The organism is Embleya scabrispora DSM 41855 (assembly GCF_000372745.1).
GTDB lineage: Bacteria > Actinomycetota > Actinomycetes > Streptomycetales > Streptomycetaceae > Embleya > Embleya scabrispora.
This window is the reverse complement of record NZ_KB889562.1, coordinates 22,598-41,780: the sequence shown is the minus strand read 5'-3', so window position 1 is coordinate 41,780 and position 19,183 is coordinate 22,598. Positions and strand designations below refer to the sequence as shown.

Genomic DNA, 19,183 nt, shown 5'->3' with positions numbered 1-19,183 from the left:
TTCCCACTCGTCAGGAGACCTCCGGATGTCGTCGCCGCCCGTCGCACCGGCCCGCCGCCGGCAGGTCCATCTGGTCGAACTGACCGTGATGCCCGGCGTCCGCTACAGCGCCGTGCTCGGACAGCTCCAGGCGGCGGCCCAGGCCGACCCCGAGGTGGACGCCGCGGTGACCTTCCACAAGCACGTGCGTCTCCAGGGCGGGACCGGCTCCCGGCAGGGCGTCCGTGCCGTGCTGGACAGCCTCGACGATCCGCTCGCGGTCGCCTTCACGGTCTACTTCTGGAACCGGGCGCGCACCCTGGAGCTGGCTCGGAAGGTCAAGGAGCGCTGGCCGCGTTGTCGGATCGTGGTCGGCGGCAACGACGTCACCCACCAGCAGCACGAACTGTTCGCCCAGGCGCCGTGGGTGGACGTACTCGTGCACGGCGAGGGTGAGTTGCGCTTTCGCGACCTGTTGCGTGCCTTCCTCGCGCACCCCGAGGGCCCGCTCGACGACCCGGCGGCGGCTGCGGCGCTGGCCGGTGTGCCGGGGATCAGCCGGCCCGGGCCCGAGGGCCACCCGATCGACACCGCGGACGCCCCCAGGGTCACCGACCTGGACGCGCTCGTCTCCCCGCTGCTCGACCCGCGCGTGTGGTCGGACCAGGACCTGGCCGCGTCCCGGATGATCGTCTACGAGACCAACCGCGGCTGCCCGTACTCGTGCGCGTTCTGCTACTGGGGCGGCGCGACCAACTCCAAGGTCCGGCAGTACTCGCTGGACCGTATCCGGGCCGAACTCGACCGGATCGTCACCCACGTCGGCCAGGGCACCCAACTCTTCATCGCCGACGCCAACTTCGGCATCCTGCCGCGGGACACCGAGATCGCCCGGCACCTGGTCGAGCTGTGCGCGCGGCACCGCAAGCGGCTGTTGGTGATGACCAACTGGGCCAAGAACACCAACGGGCGCGTCGTGGAGATCGCCTCGATCCTGCACCGGGCCGGGTTGACCGGGGCGATCACACTGTCCGCGCAGTCGTTCGACGCCGAAGTGCTGCGCCTGGCCAACCGGACCAACATCCGGGTGGACAACTACCGCCGGATGCAACGGCAGTTCCGCGACCGGGGCATCCCCACCTACACCGACCTGATCTGGGGCCTGCCCGGCGAGTCGCTGGCCACCCACCTGGACGGCGTCGAGGAGGCGGTCGCCGCAGGCGGATCGCCGGTGGTCTACCCGCTGCTGTTGCTCAACAACACCGACTACACGCACGCGCGCTTTCGCGACGAGCACGCGCTGACCACCCGCCGGCTGCCGTGCGACCCGGGCAACACCGACCTGATCGCCGACGTGGTCACCGGCCACGCCCGGATGGACTTCGAGGACTGGCTGCGCGGTATGGAACTGCGCATCCCACTCACCCTGTTCCACAAGTGCCTGCTGCGCTGCACCCTGCGCGTGCTGGCCCACACGACCGGCACGCGCACGGTCGACCTGATCTCGGCGCTCGGCGAACACCTGCGCGCGGGCGATCCCGACCCGATCGTCGCGTACTGGTTCGCCGACTACGTCCGCTCGTGGCGCGAACCCGAGACCTTCCCACGCCAGGCGCTGTACGCCGAACTGGGCGCCGAGGTGATCCACGAGGAGGTGCACTACCAGGCGATCCTGCACCGCGTGGTGCGCGATCCCGAGCGGGCCCGGCAACACGCCCATGCCGCAGTCGACTTCCTCTACGAACACCTCGGCGCCGTCCCGGCCGTGGCGGCCCGGCTGCCCGGGCGCGCCGATCTGGATCGGGTGATCGACCTGGACCTGGCCGCCGCCGCGGTCTTCCGGGCCGGCATCCACAAGGTCGCCGAGACGCACGAGTTCACGCTGCCCGGTGCGTTGTGGGCGATCCTGCGGGAACACGGCGACGTGCCGCCGGCCGACGCGGGCTGCCCGGACATCGGCTCGGACACGGTTTCCCGCACGGAAGCGCTCACCGACCCGGGCTCGATCCGTGGCCTGGTCGCGGTGCCGTGGGCCCGCGTGCACTACCCGTTCAGCGCGTACGCCCTGTCCGTCTGGCACGGCAGCGGCCGGCCGGTCCACGACTGCGCGACCACCGCCCGAGCCGCCGGTCGGCCGCTCCCGGCCCCCACGTTCCAGTGAGGCAGCCATGAACCGCAACGTGCGCGTCGCCGCCCCCATGCTCTACGCCGCCGCGATCGTCCTGGCCTTCCTGCTCGACACCCGAGCCGGCGTCGTGGTCTGCGTGGTCGGCGGCATGTTGCTCGGCGTGTTGTTCACCGTGGCCCGTCGCCGCTGATCGCCGCGCCCGCCGCCCATCGATCGCCGGCCGTGCCCGGCGTGCCCGGCGTGTTCGCGGTGGCCGGGTGGACTCGGGACGGACCGGTGTGCTCGCTCAGGCCGTCCGCGGCTCCGGCGAGCAACTTCCCGACGCGCGCGCAACCGGCCTCGTCGAGGCGGCCGGCCGGGGCGCTGACGATCAGCGCGGCCAGCGGTCGGCCGGCCGCGCCCAGAACGGCCGCCCCGACACTGGCGACATCGGCGTTCACCGCGCCGATGCTGAGCGACCAGCCGCGGTCGCGGGTGCCGGCCAACTCCCGCCGGAAGTCCTCGTCGTGCGGATCGATGCCGGACAGATCCCATTCGTCGGGAGGTGTGGCCGCGCACAGTGCCAGCCCGGCGGCGCTGGTGGCCGCCGGGAACACCAGCCCGATGCGCGGGACGGTGCGCACGAGTTGCCGGCTCTCCGCGACGTCGACGGCGACGATGCGCCCGGCGTCGGGCACCGCGAGAGTCACCGTCTCGCCGGTCGCCTCGCGAAGGTCGGCCAGCACGGGACGAGCGCGCGTCAGCAGGTCGTCGCGGCGCCGTGCCTGAGCCGCCAGGACCAGGGGACGGGTGGTCAGCTTCCATCGGGTGGGCGGCTCGGCGGTGGGCCGCAGCCAACCGCACGCGTGCAACGTGATCAGGACGCGCTGTAGGGCGCTCTTGTCCACCCCGGTGATCCGAGCGAGCTCCGCGACCCCGACGGGCTCGTGCGCGGCGACGACCTCGATCACTTCCAAGGCGCGCGCGAGGCTCTGCAGGGGCTTGACGGCCATCAGGCGGCCTCCGATACATTGCGAGTCACTCTGCAACATAGCGTGTCACATGGAAACACGCAAGGATCCAGGGAGCTGTCGTGACGATCCTCGACCCCGAACTGTTCCTCCCCGATCCCGAACCCGCCGACGTGCGGTACACCGTCATCTCGGTCGACGATCACGTCGTCGAGCCGCCGCACCTGTTCGACACCCACCTCCCGGCGTCGCTCCGCGAACGCGGCCCGCGCATCATCGCGGACGCGAACGGCGCGCAGGTCTGGGAGTTCGAGGGCGAGCGCTACTCGCAAGTGGGCATGAACGCCGTCGCCGGTCGTCGACCCGAGAGCGTCAAGCTGGAACCGGCGCGCTTCGACCAGATGCGCCCCGGCTGCTACGACGTACACGCCCGGGTCGAGGACATGGACCTCGGCGGCATCTGGGCCATGCTCAACTTCCCGTCCCAGATCACCGGGTTCTGCGGTCGGGTGTTCGCCCAGGCCCGGGACGTCGAGGTCGGGAAAGCGTGCGTGCGCGCGTGGAACGACTGGATGTACGAGGAGTGGTACCGCGCCTACCCCGAGCGGATCATCCCGGGAGGGATCACCTACCTCGCCGACCCGACCGAGGCCGTGGCCGAGATCGAGCGCAACGCCCGCCGCGGCTTCACCTCGGTGACCTTCCCCGAGCGCCCGCACGCGATCGGCCTGCCGTCACTGTGGAACCGCGAGCACTGGGACCCCATCATCCGCGCGTGCGACGAAACCGACACCGTCATCTCCCTGCACGTCGGCAGCTCGGGCATGCACGCCACGCCGCCCGGCGGCCCCGCGCTGCAACTGGGTGCGACGATGTTCGGGCAACTGTCGCTGGGCGCGTGCAGCGAATGGTTGTGGTCCGGCCACCCGGTCCGGCACCCCAACCTGAAGATCGCCATGAGCGAGGGCGGCATCGGCTGGGTGCCCATGCTCATCGACCGGCTCGACAACATCGTCGACCGTTCCGGCTACGGTCTGGGCTGGGACGAGCGCCCCGCCGACGTGCTGCGCCGCAACTTCTGGTTCTGCACCCTCGACGACCCCTCCACCATCGCGCTGCGGCACGTCATCGGCGTCGACCACATCATGCTCGAAACCGACTACCCGCACGGCGACGGCACTTGGCCGCACACCCAGGACGTGGTCGCGCGGTACTGGGGCGACATCCCGGCGAACGAGCTGCGGATGATGTGCAGCGAGAACGCCGCGAAGCTCTACCGGCACCCCTTGCCCGCCGTCGTCCTGCCGTTGGACGCCTGAGCCTCGACGTCCGGGCGGGCCGGGCCGGGTCCCACTGCCCCGGCCGCGCGCCGGATTCCCGGCCGACCCCCTTCCGTGAAAGGTGCTTGATGGCATTCGGACCGACGCCCGACAAGCTCATCCCCGACCTCAGCCCCGCGCAGGAGATCGTGCTGTTGGCACGCACGCTGTGGCGCGAGGGCTACGACGATCACCTTGCCGGCCACATCACCTACAACCTCGGGGACGGCACGTTGCTGTGCAACCCCTGGTTGCTGACGTGGAACGAGATCCGCCCGCAGGACATCATCCGCATCGATGTGGACGGCAACGTGGTCGAGGGCGATTGGCCGGTGCCGCTCGGCATCCCGCTGCACCTCGAACTGCACAAGGTCCGCCCGGACGTTCAGGTCGCGATGCACAACCATCCGCGATTCGGCACGGTGTGGGCCGACATGGGCGAAGTGCCGCCCGCGTACGACCAGAGCTCCACGCTCGGCGGTGGGGACCTGATCCTGGTCGACGAGTACGACGAGGCGGTCAACAATGCCCAGGCCGCCCGCAAGGTGGTCGCGGCGATGGGCGACGCCGACCTCGCACTGCTCGCCGGTCACGGGGTGTTCGTCCTCGGCGTCACCACACGCGCCGTCCACCAGCGCGCGGTCGCCCTCGAAATCCGCTGCCGCAACGCCTGGATGGTGCGCGCCGCCGATGGACGCCGAACCAGCCCCCTGCCCGCGCACTGGCTCGAACGCAGCCGCGGCAGCGACGGCAACGGCTTCGTCGGCTATTGGGAATCCTCGGTGCGCGCGGAACTGCGCGCCGACCCCGACCTCTTGGCCGACCGAGAGGAGGCCGACTGACCGGGCCATCCACGCCGACTCGCGTGCGCCGTAGCCGTTTCGAACAGCCCCCGGTCCCGGGTCGTTTCCCGCCCGGGAACACCTTCGGCTCCCCTATTCTCGTCCCGGACCGACGGGGGTGGGGCACGGGTGTCGATGAACGAGGCGAGGCGGCCCGCGGTGCTGCTGGCGGACGACGACGTCGCCATCACCGCACAACTGGGGCCGCTGCTGGAGCGTTCCGGTTTCGACGTGCGGATCGTGCACGACGGGGCGGCGGCGCTCGCCGCCGGGACGGCCGAGCCGGCGCCGGATCTGATCCTGCTGGACGTGCTCATGCCGTCGCTGGACGGGCGTGAGGTGCTGCGCCGGATCCGCCGCTCGGGAGCCTGGATCCCGGTCATCCTGCTCACCCAGGTCGGCGAGTCGACCGAGCGGGCGATGGCTTTGGAGGAAGGCGCGGACGACTACCTCAACAAGCCCTTCGACCCGTACGAACTCGTCGCGCGAATGCGCGCGTTGTTGCGCCGCTCCGGCCGCGGCCTGCCACCGCTGGCCGGGGCCCGGGTGGTGCGTGCCGGGACGCTGCGGGTGGACCGTACCGCGCGACGCGCGTGGCTGGGCGACCGCGAGTTGACGCTCACCCCGAAGGCCGGCGCGCTGCTCGACTACCTGGTCACCCACCCCGACGAACTGCTCTCCCGGGAGCGGCTGATGGAGGTGTTGTGGGGCTGGGAGTCGGCGAGTACGACCCGCGCGGTGGACAACCGCGTCGCGGAACTGCGCCGGGTGCTCGGCGACGACTCGGGCGCGCCGCGCTGGATCGAGACGGTCACCGGCGAGGGTTACCGGTTCGTGCCCCGCGTCGAGGCGGCCGAATGAGCCGCCGGCGCCGGATCGGCCTGACGGGCGCGGTGCTCGCGGCGTTCCTCGCAGCAATGGTGGCGACGCTGGTGTTCGGCAGCGACTGGCGGGTGTACGTGCGCTTCGCCCCGGCCCTGGGCGTGTTCGTGCTCGGTCTGCTCGCGGCCGGCGCCACCGCCGTGGTGATCGACGTGCGCGGGCGCATCACCCGGGCCCGGGAGAGCGCGCGGGCCGAGGCGGCGGCCGAGCACCACCGATTCCTGCGCCGACTGGACCACGAGCTGAAGAACCCGCTGACCGCGATGCGCCTGGGCCTGGCCAACCTCGCCGCAGCCGGCGCCGATCCGGACCCGGACGGCCCGCTGGCCGGCGTGGGGGAGCAGGTCGCCCGGCTGGCCCGGATCACCGGCGACCTGCGCAAGTTGGCCGACATCGAATCGCGCCCGCTGGAACGCGTCGCCGTGGACGTCGCCGTCCTCCTGGACGCCGCCGGCGAGACCGGCCGGGACCTGCCCGGCGGCGCGGACCGGCGGATCAGCGTCTCGGTACCCCGCGTGCCCTGGCCGCTGCCCACCCTCGCCGGCGACCCGGACCTGTTGGAACTGGCCCTGGAGAACCTGGTCGGCAACGCGGTCAAGTACAGCGATCCGGGCTGCGCCATCGAACTGCGCGCGTTCGCCGAGGACGGCTACGTGGTGGTCGAGGTCGCGGACACCGGGCGCGGTATTCGGGCCGACGAACTGCCCACGGTTTGGGAAGAGTTGGTGCGTGGAAGCGATGCGCGCGGGACGCCGGGCAGTGGCCTGGGGCTGGCCCTGGTCCAAGCGGTCGTGCTGCGCCACGGCGGTCGTACGGAACTGCGCAGCATGCCCGAGTCGGGCACCGTCGTGCGGCTGCGCTTGCCCACCTCGTGACCGTGTCCCGGGCGTGTCGGGGATGTCGCAGACCTGGTTGACGGCTGCCACATCGGTGCGACACGCGGCCCCTAGCGTTGAGAGCACAGGCCGAACCGGCCTTTCGAAACCGGGGGAGAGACTCGAGATGCGTATTCGTACCGTGCTGCCCGCGATCCTGATCACCGCGACCATCGCCGTCGGCACCACCGCCTGCGAGGCCGGCGTGGAGAAGAAGAGCAACTCTTCGGCGCCGTCGACCTCCGCCACCCCGGCCGTGTCGGGGGGCTCCACGGGGACACCTGCCCCGGCCACCGCGAGCGGGCAGCCGTCGACCTCGACCACCAGCGCGCCCAAGACCGGCAAGGCCACATCGCCGCAGAGCGTGCCGGCGGCACCGAGCACGCACGGCGGCGCCGGCCCGGTGGTCGTCTCGGGCACCGGTGCCCAGCCGACCACCGACTGCACCGGCAGGGACGTTCGGATCGAGGGCACCGAGATCACCGTGACCCTCACCGGCTTCTGCCACGACCTGACGGTCACGGGCTCCGACCACACCATCGAGGTGGCGTGGGCCGACAAGATCACCGTGGCCGGCTCGAACCACCTGCTGTTCTACGGCGTCAAGGCGGACGGCAGCAAGCCGGACATCGTCGACAACGGCACCAGCAACAAGATCATGACGAGGTGAGTCACCCGATCGTCGGGCGAATGACGAGGTGATCCCCCCGGCCGGGGCCCGACGTACTACCGGGCGCAGGCCCAGGTTCGCGGCGGCTTTTCTTCGACCTTCCATCCCGCTGAGCCCGGTTGATGCCCTTCCCCGCGCGCTCGGCTGCGCCGGGTGCACCGCGTGCGCCGGGGGCGCGAGGAAGGTCGGCCGCCGGAGCGGAGCCGGCGCACGTCGGGCCGACTCACGGCACCGAAGAGAGGATCGGGCGGCGTGCCGGTCGAGCTTCCCGCCCGGTGGGCCGATTCGACGTCGACTTGCGGCCGACGCCCGCGTACATCCACTGGCGGTCCGCATGCGGGCGCGGCAGACGATCGGCCCGCCAGGACGAGATCGGGACCACGCCGGGGTCGACCAGGGTCAGCCCGGTGAAGAACTCGCGTACGTCCCGCAGATCGCGCGGGAAAAGCGGGGCCGCCGAATGCCGATACGTCTCGGCCGTGGCCCGGGCCGCCTCCGGACGCAGATCGGCGGCGACATGCGAGAGCACCAGTGCACTGCCGGGCACCGTGGCCGCCATCAACTCGTCCACCAGGGACCGCGGATCGTCCGCGTCCGAGAGATAGTGCAACACCGCGGTCAGCACCACCGCCACCGGCCGCCGGAAGTCCAATCCGGATCGCGCGGCGGCCCGTTCCAACAGCGCCCCGGGGTCCCGAAGATCAGCCTCCACCACGTGTACCCGACCCGGCCGGGCGGACAACGCGCGGGCGTGCGCGAGTACCAGCGGATCGTTGTCGACGTACACCGCCCGCGCCTCCTCGGTCGCGAGCACCGCGCACTCGTAGGTGTCGCCGGCCGCCGGCAGGCCCACCCCGATGTCCAGGAACTGACGAATCCCGCATCCGGCCGCGAACGACACCGCGCGCCGCAGGAACGCCCGATTCGCGAAGGCCATCCCGCGGACCTCCGGCGCCAGGGCGAGTACGTCCGCCGCCGCGCCGCGATCGATCGCGAAGTTGTTCTTGCCGTTGAGATAGTGGTCGTACATCCGCGCTGGATGCGGCAGAGCGGTGCGGACCTCGGACAACCGAGACCAGGGCGCCGGCGCCACCGGAATCGATTCCGGTGGCGCCGACGCCCTGGCCGCAGGTACCCGCGCTGGCGGTCGTACGCCCGGTCCCCGTACGTCCGGCCCCCGTGTGCCTGACGTCCGTGTACCCGATGTGCGTAAGACCGCCGGCCGCGCGTCAGCCGGGCAGCCGCCGTATGGCCTGCCACCCGGTGTCTGGTCAGGCATCACAATCATTGGCCTTCCCGACTGTCGACGCGCGCATCGCGGGTCGCGGGCCGCCCGAATCGGGCGAGGCGGGGATACCCGCCGGGCGGTCCGCATCTTCCTCCGCACCGCCATCCGGGAGGTCAGCGGCGGAGGAAATCCATGACGACGTCGTCGAATAGCTCGCGTTCCTCAACGAAGGGCACATGCCCGCTCGCAGAGAACTTCGCCACCCGCGCGTCGGGCAAAACCCCGGCCAGCCATTCCGCGAGGTCTCCGGGGAAGATCCGACTGCGCTCGCCGTAGACGAGCAGCGTCGGCACACTCACTTCGGGCAGCACGGCCCGCCAGTCCGAATGCGCCATGTCCATCCACACGTCCAGCGCGGAGGAGGTGTGCGTCTGGGTCGTCTCCGCATACGCCGCATCCACCGCCTCCGCCGCCGGCGGCTCGGCGAAACAGGCCCGGATGAACGGCTTGATCGCAAGCGGCCGGGCATGCCGAACCGTCTGCGCGAACACCGCCAGGTCGGCGGCCGAGTAGCCACCCTGCAACGGGAACTCCCAGCCGGGAGCGTCCATGAAGCACGGAGACTGATCGACGAACACCGCGCCGCGCAGCCCGTCGCAGCCGAACTGCCGTACATAGGACAGCAGGACCGAAGTCCCCATGGACCAGCCCACGAGGGTCGATTCGGTCAGATCCAATGCCTTGACCAACTCGCGGACATCGCGGGCATATTGCGCCAACGAATGCCCATCGGGCGTCTTCCCCGAACGCCCGTGCCCGCGGAAGTCGACGACGATCACCCGGTTTTCCGCCGCGAGGGCGGCGATATTGCCCGCCCAGAAGGTGCTGTTCATCGTCCAGCCGTGCAGCAACAACACCGGTCGGCCGGCCCCGTGCTCCTCGTAGTACAGGGGAACGGCGTCGGACAACTCCAGATAGGGCACCGTCTCTCCTCCGATCTCGGCCGCCGAGTCACCGACCCGCGTCCCGCAGTCTGCGCGAGTGCGCACCCCTTGCACCAGACGCCGACGGGGGGTTGCAGCAACGTTGCACATTCCGCTTCGCACGCCGCGCAAGGACGGCGCGGGGCGGTGTGGTGCGGGAGGGGTGCCGCCATGCGCGCGGCGCGACCACGCCATTCACCGCCTCGACGGGGCAAGTCGCATCAACGTCGCAGATTCCGCGTAACCATCCGAGCCGAAGAACGTAACCTCACGCCGGCATGATGGCCACATGGCGCTACGACCGAAGGCGCGCGACCGGGCCCTGGGCGGTGGGTCGGCGCGGGACGTACGAGACCCGATCCGGGCCTCCTGGTCACGCGCGCGGCGACAAGGTCTGCCGCCGGACGCCTACCTCCCGCCGGTCACCCTCGACGACGACGAACTGGCCCGACACCGCGAGGAACACCCGCTGAGCCCGATCTGGCCGCTGCTGCGCCGCTCGCTGAGCGGCCTCACCGCCGACCCGGGGCGGCTCCTGTTCCTCAGCGACGCCCGAGGACATCTGCTCTGGGTCCAGGGCGACTCGGCCACACTGCGCTCGGCCGAACGTGTCCATCTGCTGCCCGGAGCGCTGTGGAGCGAGGACGCGGCGGGCACGAGCGGAGTCGGTACCACGCTCGCAACCGGCCGTCCGTTCCAGGTGTTCGGCGCCGAGCACTTCCTGTCCGCGGCCACCGCGTACACCTGCACCGCCACCCCCATCCACGACCCGGCCAACGGCGAACTGCTCGGCATCCTCGACTTCACCTGCCCCGAGCGGCACTGGCAACCACTGTCGATACCCCTCCTCGACACCGCCCGCCGGCTGGCCCAATCGGAACTCGAGACGATCCGGCTGCGCGAAGAGGCCCGGCTGAGCACCCGCTACACGGAGCGGATCGCCCGCCGCCTCGGCACTCGCAGCGCGATCGCCGACCCGCGGGGCCGCATCCTGCGCTCGGACCCGCCCGGTTGGCTTCCGCACCAGCTACCCGGACCCCCGACCGAGGGCCGACTGCTGCTCCCCGACGGACAGCCCGTCCTGGTCGAACGCCTGGCCGCGGGCGGCCTGTTCCTGCTGCTCGCCGACGACTCCGCAGCCGGCGCCCTGACCACCGCACCGCTGCGCTTCCACGCGCTGGGCCTGCGTCGAGCCCGCCTGGAGATGGCGGGCACCACCCACGAGCTGACCCCACGACACGCCGAGATCGTCACGACCCTGCTGAGCGAACCCGGTGGCATGACCGCCAGGGCCATCACCGAGGCGGTCTACGGCCCCACCGGCCGCCCGGCCACCACCCGCGCCGAACTCGCCCGCCTACGCCCGATCCTGGGCCATCGCCTCGCCTCCGACCCCTACCGCCTGACCGGCGCCGTCGAAGCCGACTTCCTCGACCTCGACCGCGCCCTGTCCAACCCCACGACCCCGATCGACACCCTCCTCGACCACTACCGAGGCCCCCTCCTGCCCGCCTCCACAGCCCCCCGCATCCTCACCCTCCGCAACACCCTCCACGAACGCCTCCGCCACCGAGTCCTGGCCACAGCCGACTACGACACGGCCCTGCGGTGGTCGATGTGACCCCCGACGCGGTCGAGAACGGGGCACCCCGGTGAGCGTGGACTTCCACCGGCGCCGCGGGTCCCGGCGTCCGCCCTGTCCGAACTCTCGCCAGGTGAGCCGCACGCGTTGATCCCTTCTCGCTTCGACGAGGAGTACGAGCCTTTGGCGGAGCAGAGGCTGGTCACGAGGGCCACGAAACCGGACGCCCTGATGCACTTCGAATCGCCGTGGGCGTGGGCATGGGTGTGGGTATGGATCCGGCGTCGGGCCTCGCCCCGTTCGCCTCCTGTCGCCCGGCTGCCCGCGCTCTGCCCGCTGATCGGGTGTGGTGTCCGGAGCCCATCGCCGCGGGCGCGGAAACCTGCTTTGTTTCCTTACGACCAAGCAGGTTCCGGAGGTGGATCGCGATAGGGTCGAAGGTATTGGTGTTCATTGTGGGAAGGCCGGGCGGATGAGGGACGACGAGATGCACCCGTCGGCCGCGCGCGTGGCGACCCGGACTTCGCCGCGCCCCGCGACCCGCGGCGGTTCCGGCGGCGGCTCCGATGTGACCCCGGATGCCGGGCTCGGCGTCGAGGAGGCCCGGAAGCGGTGGGCGCGCGTGGTCGGTGAGGCTGCGGCCGGTGCGCGGATCACGCTGCACGCTCCGCACGGGGTGCGGGCGGTGCTGGGGCCGCCGTCCGAGGATGTGGTCGCGGCACAGGGGGAGTTGCCGACCTTCACGATGACTGCGGCCCGGCAGGGCCTGGGCGACCTGGTGCGCTCCGCCGCCGCCGGAACGCCGCAATTGTTGTTGCGCTATCGCAGCGTCTACGCCCAGATCACCCACGCCACCGTCACGCCCGCGGTCCACACCACCCCTGAGCCGGTCGAGGTCGCGCCCCTTCCGTCAGCGCACGCGGCAGAGCTTGTCCTCGATCTCGATCTCGACACCCACCGCTCCGCGGCTCCGCCCCGCCCGGCCCCGGGCTCGGCGGCGGGCCGCCGGATCGCGGGCTTCGCGGAGGCGTTGCACGAGGCCGGCACCGTGCGTCGGCGCGCCGTTTCGTTCGGAGTCGCCGCCCTGGATGAGGCGCTGGGCGGTGGAGCGCTGCCGGGGCGCCTGCTACTGGTGGTGGGCGCGCCCGGCGCGGGCGCCGGGCTGTTGGCAGCGGGTACGGTGCGGTGCGCGGCATCGGCGTCCGCGCGGTTCGGCGAAGACGCGACGCCCCCGGGCGCGGTGCTGTTGTGCACACCCGGCCGGCCACGTGCCGAGATCGCCGCCCGCCTGACGGCCGCCGCCGCGGGTGTGGACCACCAGCGACTGCGCGCAGGCACACTCACCGAGGAGGAACAACGCGCCGCCGACGCGGCGTCGAGCCGCCTGGCCGGCGGCGGGCTCCTCCTCGACGACGGCCAGGACCTGACCCTGGACATACTGCGCGAGACCGCCACCGACATCGAGAACCCGCGCCTGATCGTCCTCGACGCGCTCAACCACATCCTTCCCGAACCCTGTGGCAAGAGCTCCACCGCCGGCTCCGCCGGCAGCACCACCGCCATCGGCTCCCGGAGCGGCCCGGATGCCGTCGCGCTCGGTAGCGCGCTGAGTGCCCTGCGCCGGCTGGCCGCGGACCTGGACGTACCCGTGGTCGCGGTATGGGAACAGAGCCCGACGCGAACCGAGGACATGGCGAGCGCGTTCGTCGAGGCCGACACCGTCGTCCACCTGACCCGCGACAGCGACCAGGCGTTCGCCATCGTCTCCGAACGCGACCTCGGCCCCATTGCCCAGGCGGCCCTGCACGCCGACCTGGGCCGTGTGCGGTTCACCGACGCCCGCCCCGTCCCGAGCGCGGTCGTACCGCCCGCGCTGCCGCGGCCCACGACCACCGCCGCGCGAGAGGCCGCCGCCGGGGACAGCACCCCTGCCGAACCCACCACCGGCGAACCCCCCGCAGCCGCAGCCGACATCCCACCCGCCCCGGACCCGGACGCGGAACCGACGGCGCCGCAGAAGGAACCCGTCTCCGCGGCCCCCGAGCCGACGCCACCCGCGGCCGCCCCCGGCCGTACCGCCGCCCCTCGCTCACCCGCGCTCAAGCGCCCCACCACCCCCAGGCCCGGCCGCGTCGTGGTCGACACCGACGAGGACCCCTTGCCGGGAGCGATCGCCGATGCCGTCGCCCGGGAACTGGTCGCGGCCGAGGGCGATGTGGAGGCCGCCGCCCAGGCGTTGGCCAGGCGAGCGATCCCCGACGTGATGGAACTGCTGCGCCTGGCCCGGGCCGGATCGCGCTACGAGCACACCTGGTACCCGCCCCTGCCGGACCTGCTCCGCAAGCGCAGCAAGGAGGAGGCCGACGCGGTCTGGGAGGCCCGGCCCAAGTGGCGCAACACGAGCCTGCCCCCGGGCGAGCACGAGGTCGTCGCACTGGACATGAACGCCGCCTACCTGTCCGCGCTCAAGGCCCACCTGCCGATCGGCCCGCTGGAGCACCGCGTCGGCCCGGACCTGGACGACTTCGACGGCCCACGCGGCCGCAAACGCCGGCACGCGGGCATCTACCTGGTCGATCCGCCGGCCTGGCCCCACGACGACCTGCCCAACCCCCTCGGCGACCGCGACGAACCCGGCCCGCTGTGGATCACCGACCCCACCCTGCGCCTGCTCCTGCGCTGCGCCTCGCCCGCCTACGGCAACCTGTGCGAGCCCCCGCGGGTCCTCGAATCCTGGACGGCCGTCGCCACGGAGAATCTCCTGGAGCGGCTGCGTACCGCGCTGCGCGACGCCCGCGACGCCGCGATCGCCGAGGGCGACGACGTCACGCTGGACTACGTGAAGCAGATGTACGCCAAACTCGTGTCCACGATGGGCGGTTCGAACTACAACCGGGAGATCAACCGCCCGGATTGGATGCACATCATCCGCAGTCAGGCGTTCGCCAACCTGTGGGTCAAGGCGTTCAAGGCCCGTCAGGCCGGCCTGACCGTGGTACGGGTGATGGGTACCGACGAACTCCACCTCACCGGTGGCGACTGGCGCACCGTGTTCACCGAGGGCCGCGGTGTGGCAGACGTGAAGGTCAAGGACGCCTACATCCTCGAAACCAAGGAAAGGAAGTGATGCCCGGCATGCCCCGCACGCCTCGGCTGCACCGCAATGCCCATCGGCCCAAATCCCCGCACCCCGAACGCCGTTCGCACGAGAGGACCTGATCCCGCATGCCGTATCGCTCCCTGGAGCCCGGCAAGTACGGGATGCGCGGAACCAGGGCATCCGCCCTGGCCGCCGAGCGCCTGGACGAACTCGCCGACGGCATCACCTCCCCGGTCGACACCGAACGCGGCCTGGCCGCGCGCCTGCGCTACCTCACCGCGTCCAGGGCCGGGTACGCGGCGATGGACGCGGCCGGCATCACCGTCACCTCCCGCACACTGGCGGCCTGGCTCGCCGAGGAGCAATTCCCCACCCGGGCGAATCTGCGCCGGATCGAGGCCGCCTACCGCGACCTGCGCCGTCGCAACGTCGCCCGATCGCTGATCCGCCGGCTGAACAACAACGGCCGCGGTACGCGCGTGGAACTGCACCCGCACGACCAGTCCGGAGTACGCGAGCCACATCGCCGCGCCGGCGTCGCCGCCCACCGCAGCGTCAACGTCCGCCGCTGGGACGCGATCGTGCGTGCCTGGGCAGCAGGCGACGAACCGACCCTCGACGACCTGTGGACCGACGAGGTCCTGGCCGACCTGGGCTCCGACTGGGGCGGCTACGAATACGCCACCGCAGTGGGCTTCGCCGCCTGACCCGCTTACGGGTCTCAGATTTCGTGTCCTGATCTCGACCCCGATGTTCCGGGGAGCCCGACAGCACACGAATCTGAGACCCACAGGCGTCGACCGCGCAGGTGCGCCCGGCGCTACAGCAGGGGCCGCACGTGCCGGCCGCCACGTGCCCCACCGAGGTGCGGCGAGGCAGGGTTCCCGGCGTCTGTGTCTCGGCGGGGCGACCGGGGGCGTCGTGCTACGGGTAGTGCGGTGACGCGGTCAGGTAGGCGAGTCGGAAGCTGTTGTCGGTCGGTGCGCCGGTCGGGGTGTAGCAGGCCAGGTACATGAGGACGTCGTCCTTGGCGCCGTAGTCGTTGCGGAGCACCGTGGTGCAGTACCCGCCGCCGATGGCCGTCAGGTGGGCGTAGCTGGTCATGTAACCGACCGACAGGCGCAGGGTGTAGCGGCCGGTCGCGGTGCGCGTGACGGTCGCCGAGCCGGGCCGGGACATCCACGATCCGGTGACTGTCGGCGCGGCGGAGCCGGGTGCGTCGGCGACGGTGAGGTGCACCGCGTGTGGGACCCGAGCGTCGTCGAGCAGGCTCTGTCGGCCGGTGTGGCTCAGGGTGAACGCGGTGTCGGCCGGTGCACCGGTGTGCGTGGTGCAGGACACCGACGCGGTGCCCCCGGACGGTGCGGTGACCGCGCAGTGCCGCGGCGCCGTACCGATCGGCGAGACCTGCACGGACTCCGTGTCCGCCGCGACCGCCACGGTGTAGCGGCCGGGGCCGGTACGGGTCACCGCGCCGGTGTTCTGCCGGGACGCGGTGGAGGGCAGTTGGCGGGTGGCGGTCGGCTCGCCGGCGTACACGTAGCCGCGCGAACCCGCCTGGCCGTGCGGGCCGTTCCGGTCGCCGGCGAGGAACAGTCCGGTGAACGGGATGTCGGCGCGGGTGCCGGTGCGGTCGAAGCAGGCGACCTCGATCCTCTCGTCGGCGCCCTCCGGCCACCATCGGACCGGCTGGCAGGACACGCCGTTCGCGGCGTAGTCGGAGACCGCGACATGGGCGATGCCGCCGGGTGCGCCGCTGTCCGGGAGGATCACCACGTGCCGGCCGACGTCGATGTGCGTGACGCGTACCGTCTTGACGGCGGGCGGGTTGCCCAGCCGCCATATGCCGTAGGTCCAGTTCGGCTCGTGGCTGTCCGGGCGTTGCGGGGACGGTGACAGTTCGCGCGTGGTACCGATCGGGTCGTCGGCGTAGCGGACCATCCAGAAGCCCCAGACCGCCGGTACGGGGCCGCTGCTCGCGCCGCCGTCGCCGCCGCCCGATGCGGTGCCGGTGCCGGTGCCGTTGCGGCCGCCGGTGCCGGGTGTGGTGCCCGGCGCAGTGCCCGTACCGCCCTGACCGGCACTGGCGGAACCGGAGCCGCTGCCGCCCGGAACTGCGCCTGGGCCGACGGCGGTTGCGCCCCGCTCGCCCGGGGGCGTCGGATCGCTGGGCGAGGAGGCGGGCAGCGGTGCTCCGGAGGCATCCGTCGGGGTGGGGCTCGGCGGTGGGGTTCCGTCCACTGCCGGGTTCGCCGACGCGCCCGGTCCCGTGCCGCCGGGGGCCGCCGAGGAACCGGAGGAGGGCCGGGCGGACGGGGTGTGCGCGGAGTCGGGGGCCACGGCGAACAGGGTCAAGGCGGCTGCGGTGGCCAGGGCGACGAAGGCGCCGCCGACGCGTACCGTCATGGGGTTGTCGGCGGCGAGCCGCGAGGCGGTGTTCACCATCGGAGCGACGCCGGGGACGCGCAGCAACCGCTGCAGAACCGTGTCGCGTACGACGCGAGTGGTGGTGACCAGGGGGCGTGCCACGGCGTCCAGGGCCGGGCGTACGTTCCGTAGGATCTCGCCGAACCGGCCCGGATCGGCCGGTGCGGGCGCCGCGGCGGCCATCGACGCGGCCACCTCCGGAGTCACGACGGGCGTCACCGAGGCCGCCTCGGCCGTGGTCGCGGGGCGACCCGTCCACCAGGCCACCGCGGCGCGGCGGCGCTCGTCCTCGTCCGCCGCGTCGTGCCGGGCCGCCGCCAACGCCAGGCCGGGGCCGAGCACCCAGGTGCGCTGGAGTACGGCGTCCCTGGCCACGGCCGAGCAGTTCGCACACGTCTTCGCGTGCGTCCCGAGGGCCCGATACTCCGCCCGGGTCGGAACCAGGTCGGACCCGGCTTCCTCGGCCACGAACAACCGTGCGAGCGCCGGGACTTGGGCCGCCTCGGAGCAGGAGCGCACCGCGCGGGCCGCCGCCAACAGCCCCACTCGTTCACGTACCTTCTTCAGGCCGCGACTCAGTTCGCGGTCGACCCTGATCCGGGACCACCCCAGATGGGCGGCGAGTTCGGCGCCCCTGACCGGGCGCATCTCGGCGAGCGTGTGGTCCAAGTGCGCGCTCACCACCGTGCGCTGGGTCTGCGACAGCGCGTCGGTCGCGGTGTAGATCGCGGCGAACGCCTGGGTCTTGCCGTACGCGTGGCCCAGGTCGGCGCCCCACGCGGCCGCACCCGAGGCGGTCACGCTCTTCGCGTCCGGTGTCTCATCCTCCACCGACCGGTCCGCGCCACGTCGCCGCGCCTTGAGTTCCGCCATCCACACGTGCTTGGCGATGCCCCACAGCCACCGGTCGACGCCCCTATTCGGTTTCAGGTCACGGGCGATGCCGTCCAGCGCCCGGACGAACACCTCGCTGACGCAGTCGTCGGCCTCGGCCGCGGAGGGCAGCTTCACCCGGAACCAGCGAACCAACGCGTCGTGGTGACGCTCGTACAACGCGATCCGGGCAGCCTCGTCGCCGTCCCGCAACCGCCGCCACATGTCGTCCGAGCCCGAGCCCGAGTCCGAGCCCGAGCCCGAATCAGCGCCCGAGCCCGAGTCCGGGTCCGAATCGTCCGCGCCCGGATCCGAAGCCGGATCCGGGTCCGAACTCCGGCCGCCACCTGCCGAGTCGGCGTCATCGACCGATGGCGCGCCCGGACCGTCGAGGCCGTGCGGGAGACCCGATGATCTCCGGTCCGACGGCAGATCCTCAGGCAGCTCTCCGGGCAGGTCCGGTCGGGTCTGTGTCATGGCACCCTCCGCAACGGCGACGCGGCTCTGTCACACGGAACGTGGCCCGAGGGGCGCGGATCTCTCCACTCTTCGCGCGACCGATTATCCCCCGGCGGCGGGCGGTTGATCCGGGAAAGCGCCCATCGCGGCGAAACTCACGAAGTCGGCGCTCGAAAAGTGGAGAGATATCGCCGCGCCCGACCACCTCTCGGGCAAGCGGACCACTTCCGGTGGCCGCTCACCGGCCCACACCGGTGCACACCGAAGGAAACACACCATGCGCGAGCACTCGCATACCTTCCTGGCGGCGAGGGAACTCGTCCTGATCGTCGGCCCGTTCGTCATCGTCCTGATCGCCCTGCGGGTCCGCTACCTGCGCAGGTCCGGGATCCGTGCGACCGGCACCGCCGTGTCCACCCGCATCGAGCGCCGCACCCGGCCGAGCGCCGACCCCGACCGCACCCGCGACGACGTCTACTACGTGCACGTGACCACCGTCGACTACACCGACCGCAACGGCTCTCGGCACCGCTGCACGGTCGAGGGCCGCCACCGCCCCGGCTCGTCGGTCCCGCTGGTCTACACGCCGCGCCGGCCACACCGCGCCCAAGCCGCGACGGCGGCATCCTATGGCCGGGTCTTCATCGCGATCCTGACCTACGCGATCCTGCTGGCCGGCCTCACCTACATCGCCCGTCAAGTCGACGACCAGGTCGACGACTTCTGCGCACCGCTCACCCCTCAGGCCCGCACATTCCACGACTGCCCCTGAAGACCGCAAATCACGGCGTTGCCGTGGGCGGCGGGAAAAGCCAAGGCGGCGCCGACGCGCCGTTGGCAGCGACGAAACCGTGGCGCGTCGGTGGCCGCGCACCCGCGCGGCCAC

At 72.0% G+C, this 19,183-nt stretch carries 15 protein-coding genes; 11 read left to right on the top strand and 4 right to left on the bottom strand.

What is annotated here, in order from left to right:
- Nucleotides 1-25 precede the first annotated feature (25 nt).
- Entirely contained in the window at nucleotides 26-2,140 is a 2,115-nt protein-coding gene (locus A3IC_RS0102150) for a B12-binding domain-containing radical SAM protein (protein ID WP_020548413.1), read from the top strand.
- 7 nt (nucleotides 2,141-2,147) lie between these two features.
- Nucleotides 2,148-2,297: a hypothetical protein gene (locus tag A3IC_RS68245; RefSeq protein ID WP_020548412.1), complete on the top strand. Its 150-nt coding sequence runs from the start codon at nucleotides 2,148-2,150 to the stop codon at nucleotides 2,295-2,297.
- Here the strand turns inward: A3IC_RS68245 and A3IC_RS52050 are convergent.
- Nucleotides 2,275-3,099: an IclR family transcriptional regulator gene (locus A3IC_RS52050; RefSeq protein WP_020548411.1), complete on the bottom strand. Its 825-nt coding sequence runs from the start codon at nucleotides 3,097-3,099 to the stop codon at nucleotides 2,275-2,277. The genes A3IC_RS68245 and A3IC_RS52050 overlap by 23 nt on opposite strands.
- Before the next feature lie 80 nt (nucleotides 3,100-3,179).
- Between A3IC_RS52050 and A3IC_RS0102135 the strand changes: the two genes are divergently transcribed.
- From A3IC_RS0102135 to A3IC_RS0102115, 5 genes are all read left to right on the top strand, one after another.
- Nucleotides 3,180-4,376 (top strand): amidohydrolase family protein, encoded by a 1,197-nt coding sequence (locus A3IC_RS0102135; protein WP_020548410.1) that lies wholly within the window; start codon nucleotides 3,180-3,182, stop codon nucleotides 4,374-4,376.
- A gap of 89 nt (nucleotides 4,377-4,465) precedes the next feature.
- A complete protein-coding gene (locus A3IC_RS0102130; protein ID WP_020548409.1) occupies nucleotides 4,466-5,218 on the top strand; it encodes a class II aldolase/adducin family protein in 753 nt (250 codons plus the stop codon).
- Between the two features lie 135 nt (nucleotides 5,219-5,353).
- Nucleotides 5,354-6,079, top strand: a complete 726-nt coding sequence (locus A3IC_RS0102125; protein ID WP_020548408.1) for a response regulator transcription factor — start codon at nucleotides 5,354-5,356, stop codon at nucleotides 6,077-6,079.
- A complete protein-coding gene (locus A3IC_RS0102120; protein WP_020548407.1) occupies nucleotides 6,076-6,975 on the top strand; it encodes a sensor histidine kinase in 900 nt (299 codons plus the stop codon). Before A3IC_RS0102125 ends, A3IC_RS0102120 begins: the two co-directional genes overlap by 4 nt.
- A gap of 127 nt (nucleotides 6,976-7,102) precedes the next feature.
- The gene (locus tag A3IC_RS0102115; protein ID WP_158695774.1) at nucleotides 7,103-7,645 is read left to right on the top strand and encodes a DUF3060 domain-containing protein; all 543 of its coding nucleotides are present in this window, start codon (nucleotides 7,103-7,105) and stop codon (nucleotides 7,643-7,645) included.
- A 223-nt stretch (nucleotides 7,646-7,868) separates the two neighbouring features.
- On the opposite strand, the gene A3IC_RS52045 is transcribed toward A3IC_RS0102115, so the two are convergent.
- Nucleotides 7,869-8,738 (bottom strand): SAM-dependent methyltransferase, encoded by an 870-nt coding sequence (locus tag A3IC_RS52045; protein WP_425387296.1) that lies wholly within the window; start codon nucleotides 8,736-8,738, stop codon nucleotides 7,869-7,871.
- 308 nt (nucleotides 8,739-9,046) lie between these two features.
- Nucleotides 9,047-9,967 (bottom strand): alpha/beta fold hydrolase, encoded by a 921-nt coding sequence (locus A3IC_RS0102105; protein ID WP_281174455.1) that lies wholly within the window; start codon nucleotides 9,965-9,967, stop codon nucleotides 9,047-9,049.
- A 178-nt stretch (nucleotides 9,968-10,145) separates the two neighbouring features.
- Here A3IC_RS0102105 and A3IC_RS0102100 point away from each other — a divergent pair, with 178 nt between their 5' ends.
- From A3IC_RS0102100 to A3IC_RS0102090, 3 genes are all read left to right on the top strand, one after another.
- The gene (locus A3IC_RS0102100) at nucleotides 10,146-11,477 is read left to right on the top strand and encodes a GAF domain-containing protein (protein ID WP_020548403.1); all 1,332 of its coding nucleotides are present in this window, start codon (nucleotides 10,146-10,148) and stop codon (nucleotides 11,475-11,477) included.
- A gap of 433 nt (nucleotides 11,478-11,910) precedes the next feature.
- Nucleotides 11,911-14,565, top strand: coding sequence for a DnaB-like helicase C-terminal domain-containing protein (locus A3IC_RS61715; protein ID WP_020548402.1), 2,655 nt, complete (start codon nucleotides 11,911-11,913; stop codon nucleotides 14,563-14,565).
- A gap of 98 nt (nucleotides 14,566-14,663) precedes the next feature.
- Nucleotides 14,664-15,245, top strand: a complete 582-nt coding sequence (locus A3IC_RS0102090) for a hypothetical protein (protein ID WP_020548401.1) — start codon at nucleotides 14,664-14,666, stop codon at nucleotides 15,243-15,245.
- A 217-nt stretch (nucleotides 15,246-15,462) separates the two neighbouring features.
- Here A3IC_RS0102090 and A3IC_RS0102085 read toward each other — a convergent pair whose 3' ends face one another.
- A complete protein-coding gene (locus A3IC_RS0102085; protein WP_026217785.1) occupies nucleotides 15,463-18,315 on the bottom strand; it encodes an RNA polymerase sigma factor in 2,853 nt (950 codons plus the stop codon).
- A 259-nt stretch (nucleotides 18,316-18,574) separates the two neighbouring features.
- Here A3IC_RS0102085 and A3IC_RS0102080 point away from each other — a divergent pair, with 259 nt between their 5' ends.
- Nucleotides 18,575-19,069 carry a DUF3592 domain-containing protein gene (locus tag A3IC_RS0102080; protein WP_020548400.1) on the top strand — a complete coding sequence of 165 codons (495 nt, stop codon included), beginning with the start codon at nucleotides 18,575-18,577 and terminating at the stop codon, nucleotides 19,067-19,069.
- The last annotated feature ends 114 nt before the right edge of the window (nucleotides 19,070-19,183 follow it).

Bases quoted from the DNA above. Each gene is read 5' to 3' on its own strand.
- A3IC_RS0102090 (WP_020548401.1), top strand. From the start codon at position 14,664: ATGCCGTATCGCTCCCTGGAGCCCGGCAAGTACGGGATGCGCGGAACC.
- A3IC_RS0102080 (WP_020548400.1), top strand. From the start codon at position 18,575: ATGCGCGAGCACTCGCATACCTTCCTGGCGGCGAGGGAACTCGTCCTG.
- A3IC_RS0102105 (WP_281174455.1), bottom strand. From the start codon at position 9,967: ATGTGCAACGTTGCTGCAACCCCCCGTCGGCGTCTGGTGCAAGGGGTG.
- A3IC_RS52050 (WP_020548411.1), bottom strand. From the start codon at position 3,099: ATGGCCGTCAAGCCCCTGCAGAGCCTCGCGCGCGCCTTGGAAGTGATC.
- A3IC_RS68245 (WP_020548412.1), top strand. From the start codon at position 2,148: ATGAACCGCAACGTGCGCGTCGCCGCCCCCATGCTCTACGCCGCCGCG.
- A3IC_RS0102150 (WP_020548413.1), top strand. From the start codon at position 26: ATGTCGTCGCCGCCCGTCGCACCGGCCCGCCGCCGGCAGGTCCATCTG.
- A3IC_RS0102085 (WP_026217785.1), bottom strand. From the start codon at position 18,315: ATGACACAGACCCGACCGGACCTGCCCGGAGAGCTGCCTGAGGATCTG.
- A3IC_RS0102115 (WP_158695774.1), top strand. From the start codon at position 7,103: ATGCGTATTCGTACCGTGCTGCCCGCGATCCTGATCACCGCGACCATC.
- A3IC_RS0102120 (WP_020548407.1), top strand. From the start codon at position 6,076: ATGAGCCGCCGGCGCCGGATCGGCCTGACGGGCGCGGTGCTCGCGGCG.
- A3IC_RS61715 (WP_020548402.1), top strand. From the start codon at position 11,911: ATGAGGGACGACGAGATGCACCCGTCGGCCGCGCGCGTGGCGACCCGG.
- A3IC_RS0102125 (WP_020548408.1), top strand. From the start codon at position 5,354: ATGAACGAGGCGAGGCGGCCCGCGGTGCTGCTGGCGGACGACGACGTC.
- A3IC_RS0102100 (WP_020548403.1), top strand. From the start codon at position 10,146: ATGGCGCTACGACCGAAGGCGCGCGACCGGGCCCTGGGCGGTGGGTCG.
- A3IC_RS0102130 (WP_020548409.1), top strand. From the start codon at position 4,466: ATGGCATTCGGACCGACGCCCGACAAGCTCATCCCCGACCTCAGCCCC.